Annotated in this window: 10 protein-coding genes, 16 tRNA genes and 2 pseudogenes; 7 read left to right on the forward strand and 21 right to left on the reverse strand. The window is 39.6% G+C overall.

Annotated features, from left to right (window positions below):
• Positions 1-79: 79 nt before the first annotated feature.
• The 5 genes from NSQ41_RS15515 to NSQ41_RS15535 form a co-directional block, all read right to left on the reverse strand.
• Positions 80-343, reverse strand: a complete 264-nt coding sequence (locus tag NSQ41_RS15515) for an HPr family phosphocarrier protein (RefSeq protein WP_063387209.1) — start codon at positions 341-343, stop codon at positions 80-82.
• 24 nt (positions 344-367) lie between these two features.
• Complete coding sequence (gene dhaM / locus NSQ41_RS15520; RefSeq protein WP_063387208.1) at positions 368-760, reverse strand: dihydroxyacetone kinase phosphoryl donor subunit DhaM; 393 nt, start codon at positions 758-760, stop codon at positions 368-370.
• Positions 757-1,386 carry a dihydroxyacetone kinase subunit DhaL gene (dhaL, locus tag NSQ41_RS15525; RefSeq protein WP_117017386.1) on the reverse strand — a complete coding sequence of 210 codons (630 nt, stop codon included), beginning with the start codon at positions 1,384-1,386 and terminating at the stop codon, positions 757-759. Before dhaL ends, dhaM begins: the two co-directional genes overlap by 4 nt.
• Before the next feature lie 54 nt (positions 1,387-1,440).
• Positions 1,441-2,436: a dihydroxyacetone kinase subunit DhaK gene (dhaK, locus tag NSQ41_RS15530; protein WP_311066451.1), complete on the reverse strand. Its 996-nt coding sequence runs from the start codon at positions 2,434-2,436 to the stop codon at positions 1,441-1,443.
• 115 nt (positions 2,437-2,551) lie between these two features.
• Complete coding sequence (locus NSQ41_RS15535; protein ID WP_339210299.1) at positions 2,552-4,597, reverse strand: sigma 54-interacting transcriptional regulator; 2,046 nt, start codon at positions 4,595-4,597, stop codon at positions 2,552-2,554.
• A gap of 368 nt (positions 4,598-4,965) precedes the next feature.
• On the opposite strand from NSQ41_RS15535, the gene NSQ41_RS15540 reads away from it, so the two are divergent.
• From NSQ41_RS15540 to NSQ41_RS15570, 7 genes and pseudogenes are all read left to right on the forward strand, one after another.
• A complete protein-coding gene (locus NSQ41_RS15540; RefSeq protein ID WP_063387204.1) occupies positions 4,966-5,526 on the forward strand; it encodes a glycerol-3-phosphate responsive antiterminator in 561 nt (186 codons plus the stop codon).
• Between the two features lie 398 nt (positions 5,527-5,924).
• Entirely contained in the window at positions 5,925-7,595 is a 1,671-nt protein-coding gene (locus NSQ41_RS15545) for a glycerol-3-phosphate dehydrogenase/oxidase (protein ID WP_311066452.1), read from the forward strand.
• A 381-nt stretch (positions 7,596-7,976) separates the two neighbouring features.
• Complete coding sequence (locus tag NSQ41_RS15550; RefSeq protein WP_327848253.1) at positions 7,977-8,393, forward strand: hypothetical protein; 417 nt, start codon at positions 7,977-7,979, stop codon at positions 8,391-8,393.
• A 23-nt stretch (positions 8,394-8,416) separates the two neighbouring features.
• Entirely contained in the window at positions 8,417-8,815 is a 399-nt protein-coding gene (locus tag NSQ41_RS15555; protein WP_117017390.1) for a hypothetical protein, read from the forward strand.
• Between the two features lie 79 nt (positions 8,816-8,894).
• Positions 8,895-10,005: pseudogene (locus NSQ41_RS15560) on the forward strand (pre-toxin TG domain-containing protein).
• Between the two features lie 5 nt (positions 10,006-10,010).
• Entirely contained in the window at positions 10,011-10,361 is a 351-nt protein-coding gene (locus tag NSQ41_RS15565) for a hypothetical protein (protein ID WP_029761977.1), read from the forward strand.
• A gap of 100 nt (positions 10,362-10,461) precedes the next feature.
• A pseudogene (locus NSQ41_RS15570) lies at positions 10,462-10,659 on the forward strand (tyrosine-type recombinase/integrase); the annotation flags it as partial.
• A 135-nt stretch (positions 10,660-10,794) separates the two neighbouring features.
• On the opposite strand, the gene NSQ41_RS15575 reads toward NSQ41_RS15570, so the two are convergent.
• The 16 genes from NSQ41_RS15575 to NSQ41_RS15650 all read right to left on the reverse strand — a co-directional run bounded on the left by NSQ41_RS15575 (position 10,795) and on the right by NSQ41_RS15650 (position 12,289).
• Positions 10,795-10,878: transfer RNA gene (locus tag NSQ41_RS15575), tRNA-Leu, on the reverse strand.
• Between the two features lie 26 nt (positions 10,879-10,904).
• Positions 10,905-10,993, reverse strand: a tRNA-Leu gene (locus NSQ41_RS15580).
• Between the two features lie 9 nt (positions 10,994-11,002).
• Positions 11,003-11,076: transfer RNA gene (locus tag NSQ41_RS15585), tRNA-Cys, on the reverse strand.
• Positions 11,077-11,081: 5 nt separating this feature from the next.
• Positions 11,082-11,156, reverse strand: a tRNA-Gly gene (locus NSQ41_RS15590).
• 16 nt (positions 11,157-11,172) lie between these two features.
• Positions 11,173-11,247, reverse strand: a tRNA-Gln gene (locus tag NSQ41_RS15595).
• Between the two features lie 12 nt (positions 11,248-11,259).
• A tRNA-His gene (locus tag NSQ41_RS15600) sits at positions 11,260-11,335 on the reverse strand.
• Positions 11,336-11,346: 11 nt separating this feature from the next.
• Positions 11,347-11,420 (reverse strand) — tRNA-Trp (locus tag NSQ41_RS15605).
• A 4-nt stretch (positions 11,421-11,424) separates the two neighbouring features.
• Positions 11,425-11,509, reverse strand: a tRNA-Tyr gene (locus NSQ41_RS15610).
• A 12-nt stretch (positions 11,510-11,521) separates the two neighbouring features.
• Positions 11,522-11,594, reverse strand: a tRNA-Thr gene (locus NSQ41_RS15615).
• 16 nt (positions 11,595-11,610) lie between these two features.
• A tRNA-Phe gene (locus tag NSQ41_RS15620) sits at positions 11,611-11,686 on the reverse strand.
• Between the two features lie 5 nt (positions 11,687-11,691).
• Positions 11,692-11,767: transfer RNA gene (locus tag NSQ41_RS15625), tRNA-Asp, on the reverse strand.
• A gap of 2 nt (positions 11,768-11,769) precedes the next feature.
• A tRNA-Met gene (locus tag NSQ41_RS15630) sits at positions 11,770-11,846 on the reverse strand.
• A 108-nt stretch (positions 11,847-11,954) separates the two neighbouring features.
• Positions 11,955-12,030: transfer RNA gene (locus NSQ41_RS15635), tRNA-Val, on the reverse strand.
• Between the two features lies 1 nt (position 12,031).
• A tRNA-Glu gene (locus NSQ41_RS15640) sits at positions 12,032-12,106 on the reverse strand.
• A gap of 13 nt (positions 12,107-12,119) precedes the next feature.
• Positions 12,120-12,211, reverse strand: a tRNA-Ser gene (locus tag NSQ41_RS15645).
• A gap of 3 nt (positions 12,212-12,214) precedes the next feature.
• Positions 12,215-12,289, reverse strand: a tRNA-Asn gene (locus NSQ41_RS15650).
• Positions 12,290-12,310 lie beyond the last annotated feature (21 nt).

Here is a 12,310-nt window from a genome sequence, read left to right on the forward strand (position 1 = left end):
TTGTTTTGAAGTAAGTTAAAGGAAATGGGACCCATGAGCCTAATATGAATTTTGCAACAATTCAAAAGCAAAGGCTTGATTACGATTCTTTACCTGATTGGAGAAAAGAATCAATAAACGCTAATGCGTCTTTCTCATCTTCTCCATCAGTCATCACTTTGATCGTCTGTCCCTCCATTATGGCAACGCTCATAAGCTGAAGAATACTTTTCGCGTTAATCCTTCTGTCGCCGATCATTAACTCAACCTTGCTTTTATACTGGTTTACTTTTTTCACAAAATCTGCTGCTGGTCTAGCATGCAGACCATTTTCAATGGTCACTGTAATCTCTTTTTCGATCATTAAGTTCACTCCTAATTTTTCTCGCTAGTCATTGATTTTGACAAGCTCCTTTGCACTCTCGCCAGCTCGAACGACCTCTTCAATCGAGCTTCCCAAACCAGCCTCAACGACCGCTGCATAAGCTCCTTCTACGAGAGGAGCATCGGCTATTATAATGTTTTCATTGTTCTCTAGCATCTCAATAGCCATTTCAGCATTAATGAGTGCACTCCCTAAATCAAACAAAACGACAACGCCTTTCTCAGAATAGACTGATTCAATTGCTTCCTTAATGTCTAATGCATTTGTTCCGATATCTCCTTCAACCCCTCCAGCGATGGCTACAGATACTTCAGGTTGAACTTGATTCAGAAGCTTTTTTAGGCCGCTTACAATTTCATAGCTATGTGAAATTAAGACAAGACTTACATATTTCATTGGGCCACCTCTCCTTCTTCGAGCAATTCAGCTAAGGAAGCAAACAATAAATACGATGAAGCTGCCCCAGGATCAATATGACCAATAGAACGCTTTCCTAAATAAGCCGCACGGCCTTTCTTTGCCTCAAGCTCTTTTGTGTCGTCCATTTTCTCTTTAGATAAATCAGTAAGCTCTTTAGAATGAATCGTTTCACGATTTTTCATATACTCAATGACAGGCTCCCAAACATCGATCATCGTTTTATCTCCTACTTGTGCCTTTCCCCTAACTTTTAACCCATCCAATGATGCTGCTAATGCCTCAACTAAAGCCTTTATATCAACTTCTTTTTTACCCTTTAAAGCAAGAGAAGCTTTCATGAAAGCTGTTCCATATAACGGACCTGAAGCTCCGCCTACTTTAGCAATTAAAGTCATGCCAACATCTTTAAACAAAGAACCAAGATCATCATATTTGCCTTCTGTAATTTTCTTGACGGTTTCCTGAAATCCCCGTGCCATATTTAATCCATGGTCTCCATCGCCAATTGCTTGATCCAGCTCCGTTAAATACTCCTTATTTTCCTGAATTTTATCGTTAAAAGTTATGATCCATTTTTTAGCCTGTTCAACGTCAAATGTCATTGATCATCTCTCCTCATATTCCTTCTATAGACAGACTGCAAGAAAGCGAGATTGCTATTTTTTGAATGCGATTGTATCCGCTTGTGCGTCTAACAACTCAATGAGTTGATCGTCTAATTTTAATAACGAAATAGAGCAGCCAGCCATTTCAAGCGATGTCATAAATTCACCAACAAACGTTTCATGTATATAAATGTTCTTTTCCTTTAGGACCTCAGAGACTTTTTTGTTCATAATATATAATTCCATTAATGGTGTTGCACCTAGACCGTTGATCATGACCGCAACCTTGTCGTTTTCCTCAAGTTTTAAGTCATCTAAAATTTTTTCAAGAAGTATTTGTGCGATTTCATCCGCTGGCTGGATTTGTGTTTTTTCAATGCCAGGTTCTCCGTGAATCCCCATTCCAATTTCGATTTCATTTTCTCCGAGCTCGAAGCCAGGTTTTCCTGCTGCTGGAACAGTGCATGGAGTTAAGGCCATTCCCATTGACCGCACATTTTCCACAACTTTCTTAGCTACTGCTTCTACTTCTTTTAGCGTTGCACCCTTTTCCGCTAATGCACCGGCAATTTTATGAACAAAAACCGTACCTGCTATTCCCCGCCGGCCTGTCGTATATGTACTATCCTCCACAGCTACATCATCATTCACAACCACTTTTGCTACGTTGATTCCTTCTGCTTCAGCCATTTCGGCAGCCATTTCAAAATTCATAATGTCGCCAGTGTAATTTTTAATAATCAATAACACCCCATTTCCGCTATCAACCGCTTGAATCGCCTCAAAAATTTGATCTGGGGTTGGGGAAGTGAACACTTCTCCACATACCGCTCCGTCTAGCATTCCTTTACCTACATAACCAGCATGTGAAGGCTCATGACCGCTTCCTCCACCGCTAACCAAGCCAACTTTTCCTTGAATAGGTGCATCTTTTCTTACGATTACGTTTGTATTTGGCAATCTCTTCATTCGATTAGAATGAGCCGCAACCATCCCTGCTAACATGTCTTCAACTACTTGATTAGGATCATTGATTAATTTTTTCATAGACATACCTCCTCTTAACTTTGCACTTTTTATTAATGCAAAAATGATGCCAACAACGAAAGCGCTTTACGGATGCGTTTTCATATTTTTATGGCGAGTTCATTGGGAAAAAATATCAATCCATTTGATACTTTTTCCCAACTAAATGCTCCAATCCATATTCTCTTATTTTTTTAGCTGCCGTTTTATGAGTGATCCCAAGCGCTTTCGCTAATTGGTTATAGCTTGGGTAATATTGACAAGCAAACGAAAAAATTTGTTTTTCATATTCTTTGAAGGTCAGCACTTCGTTGCCAAAATTGATACTCTGTTTCTGCATTATTTTTTTATTTTCTTGACATTGAGGGTTCGAGATGTAGTAAGGTAAATCCTTGCATCGCAAAATTTCTTCATCTGCGAGATTAAATAACCGTTCAATCACATTTTGTAATTCTCTAATATTTCCTGGCCAATAGTAACTGCATAATGCTTCCATAAATCCTTTTTCATACCCTTTGATATTTTTTCCCAATCTAGCATTCAATTGTTTTCGAAACGCCTCCACCAAAAGGGGAATATCTTCTTTTCTTGCCCTTAAAGGCGGCAGATGAATTGGGACAACATTCAACCGATAATAAAGGTCCTCGCGAAAACTGCCCTCATCTACCATTTTTTTGAGATCACGGTGAGTCGCGGTAATTACCCTAACATCAAGCTGAATGGGCGCATATCCGCCAATTCTTTCCACTTCCCTTTCCTGCAGCACACGTAAAATTTTTGCTTGTAAATCCAAACTTAAATCACCGATTTCATCTAAAAAAATCGTACCTTTATTAGCGAGTTCAAATTTTCCTCGATGTGTTTTATACGCTCCTGTAAAGGCTCCCTTTTCATAACCAAATAATTCGCTCTCCATTAATTGAGGAGGGATGGCTGCACAATTCACTCGAATAAATAGGTTATTCTTTCTGTCGCTTGCTTCATGAATAGCCTTAGCAACAAGTTCTTTCCCTGTTCCGCTTTCTCCTGTAATAATCACTGTCGAATTTGTTTTTGCAACCTTTGCGGCGATTGTTAAGGAATCTTTTAATGTCTCGCTGTTTCCTATGATCTTATGAAATGCTTCATCAAATCCTTGATGTTTGGACAGCTCCATTTCCAAATATTTCGTTCTTTGCTCCATTAGATCAATTTTTTCGAGGAGCTTTTTAATATCATCGAATGGAGTCATGGTGGCAACTGTTCCGCGAAATTCATCGTCAACGAAAATAGGATTTATTTTTGTAATATAACTAGATTGTTGGTTTACTTGAATTAGTTTCATAATCTGATTTTGAGTGCTTTTAATATTTTCCCATTCATGTTGCCCGATTATTGATTGAATGTTTGGGACACTGTTTAAATTTTTTAACAAAACATCCATTTCATCATTTTTGTATATAAAATTTCCATTTTTATCTGTTAATCCGATTAAATCTGAGACGGACTTTAAAACAAGATTTAGTCGCTGCTGCAGCTCTTTTACTTCATTCAATTCTTTACTGATTTTCTCAATGGTAGATATATCTTGAAAAATAGCAACAGCCCCAATCGTTTTTCCATTAAAAATAATTGGCGAACGGGTTGTTAACAATGTATGATGGTTGATTTCTTGCTTTTTGGATAATTCCATTTTTCCTGTCTTCAGTACTTCATGCAATCTTGAATGGGGAATCACTTCGTCAGCACGTTGATTGATAAGCTCATGAGGATCTTTTTCCAAAAGTTTTGCTGCAGCTGCATTGACATAAGTGATGATATTGTCGCTATTCACAACGACGATTCCATTCGGTAAAGCAGATATGGCCTCATGAAGGGTAATGGAATTTTCCATGAGAAGTCGATCTGTTTCTGCTTGCTGGGAATCTTCAAGATCCGTTTGTTCAAAAAAATCTTTTATCTGCTGGACGATTTGATCGTCTATTTTTTCTTCAAAATGCAGGATAAATTCCTCTCCTTGTCCAATCTTTAAGGACACTAAAGATAATAGATTATTCACTTGAACTTTTTTATCCTGATAGAGAACGTACGTCTTTTTTAATATCTCTTTATTTTGTATGAGATTTTGAAGCAGCGAAATAAAAGCTGCTGCCATCCGGACATGAAGACCGTTCTTTTTGTAAACTGTTAATTTAATGAACATGAAATCCCCTCCTTTTTCCATTTTAATATACTTGTTAACAGGATTACTGGAAAATTTTTTGAAAAAGATAGTAGTTATGAATCTCACGATTAAAAAAATTTTTTCACCCTGTAAACGATCATGCGTGGATGTTCTCATTGCTTTGACAGCGCTTTTGTTTATGGTACAATATTAATAAGTTAATAAATTGTAGCGGAGAAAAGGAGATCCACATCAATTCCCTTTAGTCGTTTGGATGAAGGGGTGTTTTGTTGTGGATTTCTTTTTTTCTAGAGACTTGAAGCAAAGACCTCTTCTCTGTTTCAATTAAGTTTGAAAGCTGAATTCACACTGATTTTTTGCCAATAATAAAAAAGGTGGAACGAACAATGGAATATAAAGATCAAAAAATTATTCCAGCGATTCGCAATATGAAGGATTTTGAAATTTTTCTTCAGAGTTCCTATGCATATGGTGTGTTATTAGATGTCCATATTGCCCAGTTGAAAAATATCGTCAATATTTCTAAGCAGCATTGTAAAAACTTGTTATTGCATGTTGATTTAATACATGGTCTTAAAAATGATGAATACGCAACCGAATATTTATGCCAGTCCTTCAAGCCCTATGGACTGCTTTCGACAAAAGCAAGTGTCGTTTTGAAAGCGAAACAAAAAGGCGTATTGGCCATTCAACGAGTTTTTCTCATTGACTCAAACGCTTTAGAAAAAAGCTATTCCTTATTAGAAAAAACAAAACCCGATGTGATTGAGGTTTTACCTGGCGCCATGCCGAACATTATTGCTGAAATTCATCAACGAATTCAAATCCCGATCTTTGCTGGTGGATTTATCCGCAGTATTGACGATGTCAACAATGCTTTACAAGCTGGTGCTGCAGCCGTGACAACATCCAATAAGCAATTATGGAAAGAATTTGAACAGTCATAATTTATTTTGAATGGCTACCCAATTTTTCGATGCTTTAGGTTTTGGCGGCAGTTTTAGACATTCAGTTTCAGAAACGCTGTAGAAGACATGAAAGACGCAAGCCATCTTCATCAATTGAATGAAGAAAAAATGGCTTGTGCGATGGTGTCAATAGCGTTTTCAAACACTGATTCTTCATCAACTGAATAAAGAAAAGTTCATTATGGGGAAAAGCTTTGAATTTTAAATTCGCATACAAAAGAATTTTCAGAAGATGAAGAATATGCTATAATACATTCAAAGTTAATATTCGGTTGGAGACAAGGAGAGACCACATAGCATTACGTCTGTAGAAGAAGCGTAGTGTGTATGTGGTCTCTTTTTTTAGGACTTTTGACGGATCACAGGAGGAATAACAAATGAACAAAAATGTATTTGCTTATCAAAGACAAGAAATATTAAAAGACGTCGATGGAAAACAGTTTGATGTAATCATTATTGGCGGTGGTATTACAGGTGCAGGAATTGCACTTGATGCAACAACACGTGGAATGAAAACAGTTTTATTTGAGATGCAGGATTTTGCCGCAGGAACCTCAAGCCGTTCCACGAAGCTTGTGCACGGAGGCCTCCGTTATTTAAAACAGCTGGAAGTGAAGTTAGTCGCTGAAGTTGGGAAAGAACGCGCGATCGTCTATGAAAATGGCCCGCATGTAACTACACCTGAATGGATGCTTCTTCCGATTTATAAAGGAGGAACATTCGGTAAATGGAGCACATCCATTGGACTGAAAATTTACGATTACCTTGCTGACGTGAAGAAAAGCGAACGAAGAACGATGTTGAATGCAAAGCAAACTATTGATAAAGAACCTTTATTAAAGCAAGATGGATTATTAGGCGGAGGATATTATGTCGAATATCGAACTGACGATGCCCGCTTGACAATTGAAGTTATGAAAAAGGCAGTCGAATGCGGTGCAAAAGCGATTAACTATGCAAAGGTAGACGAATTTATTTATGAACAAGGCAAAGCCGTAGGTGTAAAAGTTGTTGACCAATTAACAGGAGAATCATATCAAGTGTTCGCAAAGAAAATTATAAATGCAACAGGCCCTTGGGTCGATACGTTACGGGAAAAAGATCACTCTTTAAAAGGAAAACATTTGATTTTGTCAAAAGGAATTCACCTTGTTTTTGACCAAAGCCGATTCCCATTAAAACAAGCGATCTATTTTGATACACCTGATGGACGAATGGTGTTTGCCATTCCGCGTGATGGAAAAACTTACGTTGGCACAACAGATACTTTCTATGATGGGGATATTGCACATCCTAAAATGACTGTTGAAGATCGAGATTATCTTATTAAGGCCATTAATTATATGTTCCCAACGGTCCATATCACCGTGGAAGATATTGAATCAAGCTGGGCCGGGCTCAGACCATTAATCCATGAAGAAGGAAAAAGTCCTTCTGAAATATCACGCAAAGATGAAATTTGGACGTCTGATTCAGGTATTATTACCATTGCCGGCGGAAAATTAACAGGATACCGTAAAATGGCAGAAACGATCGTTGATCTTGTTGCCAAATTATTAAAAGAGGAAGAAAACGAAGCATTTTCCCCTTGCAGAACGAAAAACCTGCCGATTTCGGGAGGAGATTTCGGAGGTTCAACAAATTTTGAATCGTTCGTAACTAAAAAAGTTGAACAGGGAGAAAAATTGGGATTTAGCAGAAAACAATCGGAAAGATTGGTCCGATTATATGGAACGAATGTAGACCGGGTGTTTGAACTGGCAGTTGAATTAAAGAAAGTAAGAGGTGAGTTTCAATTACCGATTGATGTTTTAGCCCAGCTTCAATATGGTTTGGAAGAAGAGATGGTCGTAAAACCGGAGGACTTCTTTATCCGGAGAACGGGATCGTTATTTTTTGAAATTCATTCAGTTCACCAATGGAAGGAATCCGTTATTCAATATATGGCGAAAAACTTGGAGTGGACAGAAGAGGAGCAAAACCTTTATCGCAAAGAATTAGAAACATATCTGCACGACGCCGTCACGCCTGTTGATGAAAAACAATAATAGACAAAATATATTTGACAGCAAAGGCTTTTATTATCCGGTTATTTGAACGAAAAGGAAAAAGTAGCCGAATTTTGACAGCATCCCCCTATAAGGAGACAGTAAATATGCATCAATTTACTGTTTACTTATGAGGGGATTTTTTTCGATAATGGTGGAGTTTAACTTTGCACCGGTTATTTCTTAAATTCGTAAATACAAAAAATCATATTAAAGAAAGCTTATTATGTAAAAAGTTTTTAAGAAGTGGATATCGCAAAGTAATGCAAGGTCTAACTTAGAACAGCTGTATCAAGCATTTCTCATCCAGTGCACCCCAACAATTGACATAGCCTGACCAATCTGAAAAATTCAATCCCTGACCGGCAAATGGGATTTGCCATGGAAGGGATTGAGAACGTTAAAGTTCCGCCCGAAAACACCAATGGATTGGAGAATAAAGTTCGAGCTTATCTGAGTGAGAAGACGGGGGTAAATTTAGGCGGAAGTAAAGCAGGCAACGATGGCGTTGAACTTGGCACTAAGGGTACTGGCAAAACAGTTGATGATTTAATTAAAGTTGCTAAGCCTGGAAGAGCAACAAAAGGAAGAACTATTCAGTATGAGTTATCTGGTGGATTTAGTGAAGCAATGAATGACTTTCACTCGTTGGGACCTAAAATTACTAAGGATACGCCTGACCTCAAAGTCGGTATTTTAAAGGATGGAAGAACAGTTATTGTTAGAAAGAGAAGTAGTGATGGCCGTCCTACACTTGAAATTCAAGATGGCAAGAAGAGAATAAAGTTTCGTTACTAGAAAACAAATATGGAGGAAGTTTTATGGAACAATGGGAAAGATGGATACCGCTAGATGATATACCTTCAACAATTTATAATGATATGCTTTTGGATGGTAAAGATGGTGTTATTTTAGAATTTAGTGATGAAAATGGTGAAAAAAAAGTTGTAGTGAATTTTAAAGAAGGAGTATTATCGTATAGAAATACTGATGAAGGTTCGTTATTAGAAACGCTAAATTATTTAGATCAATATTACGGTACAGATTTTTATAGTGATTGGTCTTTATTTAAAGTTAAAAACTCAGAATATTTGAAATGGTTTCATAAAGAAAGTTGCGGTATATACGAGTCAAGAGAGGTAGAACATTATGTATTTTTAACTTCTAATGATGTAATTGAAATATTATCAATATATCCTCCTAGTATTACGGTAAAGTAATTTTGTTATAGTGTGTGAAGCAAGATTCCCTAATATATCGATAAATAAACAATCCGCTTGAACAAAAAGTTCAAGCGGATTGTTTATTCCTCAAGGAGCACTTCGAATAAACTATATAGAGCAATGCTCTATACAACGCGCGCGGACCTTGCTTTCCCAGGAGATTCCCTCTTTTTGCCATGGAGATTCCCGGCATCGGTTCCGCCGCCATCCGCGAGCTTACAGACGAACTGATTCATTGGCTCGACCGCTATGGAGAAAAGCTGAATGAAGCGGAGGAACTGCTGTATCAGACGGCCGCGTCCATCAGACACAGACAGGCAGACCAAACGCTCGCCGACAACATAAAAGAATTCAGTCTGGAGCTTCTTGGCTGGTATGACTTGTAGCGGTTGTTTGGAGAATACGACCCGATTACTGGAGAACGGATATCCGGATGGGACCGCCTGGTTACGGGAGGAATGTTATTGTTGTCCGTCATTCCTCCAGCCAAAGGGGCAGGAATCGCTGGAAAAGCGGGGATCAAAGGAGCGAAAGCGGCCGGGATAGCAGCGGATGTTTCGAAATTGGTCCCGCAAATGAAATATGTTCTCCGCTATGATAAAATGATGTCTGTCTTTCAAGCGGCGTACCTCCAAGTCGTGAAAGCGCCGATTACCAAAACGCTGCGATATTTTAAGAAGCAATGGGATGACCGTCTTACCAGCGTTTCGTCTGTCCAATGGCAGCCAGCCTTGGCGGGAATTGGTCCAGCGTCCCGCGTATGGATGAGCAAGGCTAAGGAAGAAGTAAAAGAAACTGCGATTAACATGATTGGCAAAACTGGGGATGAGGTGGACGGTAAGGGTACGGGTAAATTTAGTAAGTATGATGTAGGATTATATAAAGAAATAAAAGGTGTACCGAGGTTAGATGCACATCATGTTGGACAAAAAGCAATTATGAAAAAATTCATTCGAAATTATGATCCAAATAATGCACCAGCAATATTAATACCAAAAGCTGGACATACAAGAAAAGGTCCTAGGGGAATAGTTTTGAGAAGTTCAAAAGGAATTGAGAGTGTAAGACAATTATTAGCAAGAGATATAATGGAGTTAAGAAGAGTATATCCAGACATTCCTAATTCTCAACTTCGAAAATTAATTGAATTAAATAAACAATTGTATCCAGAGATGAGAAGGAGATGAGATATATGAATAAAGAAGAGTTTGTTAAACTTTTACATCAGTCAATTATAAAAGAAAATCGTAATTTTTATCGAGATATATTCAATAATACTGATATTAATGAAGTTACAGACCCTTATTGGAAAGAAGCGTTGATGTTTTATTCAGAACTATCAGATAAAAATAAAGAAATATTATTTAAAATAATCGAACAAGTAGAAGTGGATGCTGTATCTAATATTTTAGGGGTGTTAGATGGGGTAGTATCAATAGGAGAAGAGGATATTGAGTTTAAAGTGACAATTAACAATAATAATGAACCAATTAATGGAGATTTACAAGACCTATTTTTGGAGTATGATGAAGAGAATAGGTAACAAGTAATGTTAGACTAAAAGCAGACACAGATTATTATAGTAATAATAGACTAAAAAATGAGGTGTCTACATGACAAAAAACAAAGGCGGTACGATCGGGATTAAGCCAATTACTTGTTATGGCCTTCGCCACACTCACGCATCAATGCTCCTATATAAAGGGATGAATATTAAATACGTTTCTCGACATCTTGGTCATAAGGACATTGTGACAACATTTCAGACGTATTCACACATTTTGGACGAGATGGAGCAAAAAGAATCCCGTGCAATGGAGGAGCTCTACCATACAAAATAGCCGTGCAAAATTCGTGCAAAATTTTTTCGAATTCTATCGGATTCTTCCGGTTTTCCAAAAAATGAAAAACGACTGCGTTTGCAGTCGTATTAAAGCTTCCACGATTTTTGATCGTGAGATATCGGATACTAATGATGCCGATGGTGGGAGTCGAACCCACACTCCCGCAAGGGAACACGATTTTGAGTCGTGCGCGTCTGCCAGTTCCGCCACATCGGCGTAATGATATTGATGCAATTCCTCACTGGTGCCGAGGACCGGACTTGAACCGGTACGGTAGTCACCTACCGCAGGATTTTAAGTCCTGTGCGTCTGCCAATTCCGCCACCCCGGCTTGTAATAATGGAGGCGGCACCCGGATTCGAACCGGGGATAAAGGTTTTGCAGACCTCTGCCTTACCACTTGGCTATGCCGCCATTATTGGAGCGGAAGACGGGATTCGAACCCGCGACCCCCACCTTGGCAAGGTGGTGTTCTACCACTGAACTACTTCCGCACTTAAATTTAAAAGGTGGCTGGGCTAGCTGGATTCGAACCAGCGCATCACGGAGTCAAAGTCCGTTGCCTTACCGCTTGGCTATAGCCCAATGATATTAATATGGGGCGACTGATGGGAATCGAACCCACGAATGCCAGAGCCACAATCTGGTGCGTTAACCACTTCGCCACAGTCGCCATCTTATAAATGGCAGGGGCAGTAGGAATCGAACCCACACCGGAGGTTTTGGAGACCTCTGTTCTACCGTTAAACTATGCCCCTATCATGGTGGAGGGGGACGGATTCGAACCGCCGAACCCTAAGGGAGCGGATTTACAGTCCGCCGCGTTTAGCCACTTCGCTACCCCTCCGATTGTAAAAAATGCCGGCGAGAGGAATCGAACCCCCAACCTACTGATTACAAGTCAGTTGCTCTACCAATTGAGCTACACCGGCATATGTATACATATAATGGTGGCTCGGGACGGAATCGAACCGCCGACACAAGGATTTTCAGTCCTTTGCTCTACCGACTGAGCTACCGAGCCTTTTATGGCGGTCCCGACGGGAATCGAACCCGCGATCTCCTGCGTGACAGGCAGGCATGTTAACCGCTACACTACGGGACCATTGGTTGCGGGGGCAGGATTTGAACCTGCGACCTTCGGGTTATGAGCCCGACGAGCTACCGGACTGCTCCACCCCGCGCCGATAAAACAATAAACACTCTTCACACAAAAATTATGTATACATATCATAACATGCTGTGGCCCTAGCGCCGAAATTCATTAATATTCATTTTATTTACTATGTACATGGTGGAGGATGACGGGATCGAACCGCCGACCCCTTGCTTGTAAGGCAAGTGCTCTCCCAGCTGAGCTAATCCTCCATGGTGACCCGTACGGGATTCGAACCCGTGTTACCGCCGTGAAAGGGCGGTGTCTTAACCACTTGACCAACGGGCCAAAAATTTCATTCTGGCGGAGAGCAAGGGATTCGAACCCTTGAGACGGCGTTGACCGTCTACACGATTTCCAATCGTGCTCCTTCGACCACTCGGACAGCTCTCCAAATGGCTCCGCAGGCAGGATTCGAACCTGCGACCGTTCGGTTAACAGCCGAATGCTCTACCACTGAGCTACTGCGGAATGTAAAAGAAGACTAGCTGA

It is taken from the genome of Aeribacillus sp. FSL K6-8210, from assembly GCF_037963925.1.
In the GTDB taxonomy this organism is placed as follows: Bacteria; Bacillota; Bacilli; order Bacillales; family Aeribacillaceae; genus Aeribacillus; species Aeribacillus composti.

What these genes read in the sequence shown, in the direction of transcription:
- NSQ41_RS15515 (WP_063387209.1), bottom strand. Translation starts at nt 343, where the DNA reads ATGATCGAAAAAGAGATTACAGTGACCATTGAAAATGGTCTGCATGCT.
- NSQ41_RS15535 (WP_339210299.1), bottom strand. Translation starts at nt 4,597, where the DNA reads ATGTTCATTAAATTAACAGTTTACAAAAAGAACGGTCTTCATGTCCGG.
- NSQ41_RS15555 (WP_117017390.1), top strand. Translation starts at nt 8,417, where the DNA reads ATGGAACAATGGGAAAGATGGATACCGCTAGATGATATACCTTCAACA.
- NSQ41_RS15545 (WP_311066452.1), top strand. Translation starts at nt 5,925, where the DNA reads ATGAACAAAAATGTATTTGCTTATCAAAGACAAGAAATATTAAAAGAC.
- dhaL (WP_117017386.1), bottom strand. Translation starts at nt 1,386, where the DNA reads ATGACATTTGACGTTGAACAGGCTAAAAAATGGATCATAACTTTTAAC.
- NSQ41_RS15565 (WP_029761977.1), top strand. Translation starts at nt 10,011, where the DNA reads ATGAATAAAGAAGAGTTTGTTAAACTTTTACATCAGTCAATTATAAAA.
- NSQ41_RS15540 (WP_063387204.1), top strand. Translation starts at nt 4,966, where the DNA reads ATGGAATATAAAGATCAAAAAATTATTCCAGCGATTCGCAATATGAAG.
- dhaK (WP_311066451.1), bottom strand. Translation starts at nt 2,436, where the DNA reads ATGAAAAAATTAATCAATGATCCTAATCAAGTAGTTGAAGACATGTTA.
- NSQ41_RS15550 (WP_327848253.1), top strand. Translation starts at nt 7,977, where the DNA reads ATGGAAGGGATTGAGAACGTTAAAGTTCCGCCCGAAAACACCAATGGA.
- dhaM (WP_063387208.1), bottom strand. Translation starts at nt 760, where the DNA reads ATGAAATATGTAAGTCTTGTCTTAATTTCACATAGCTATGAAATTGTA.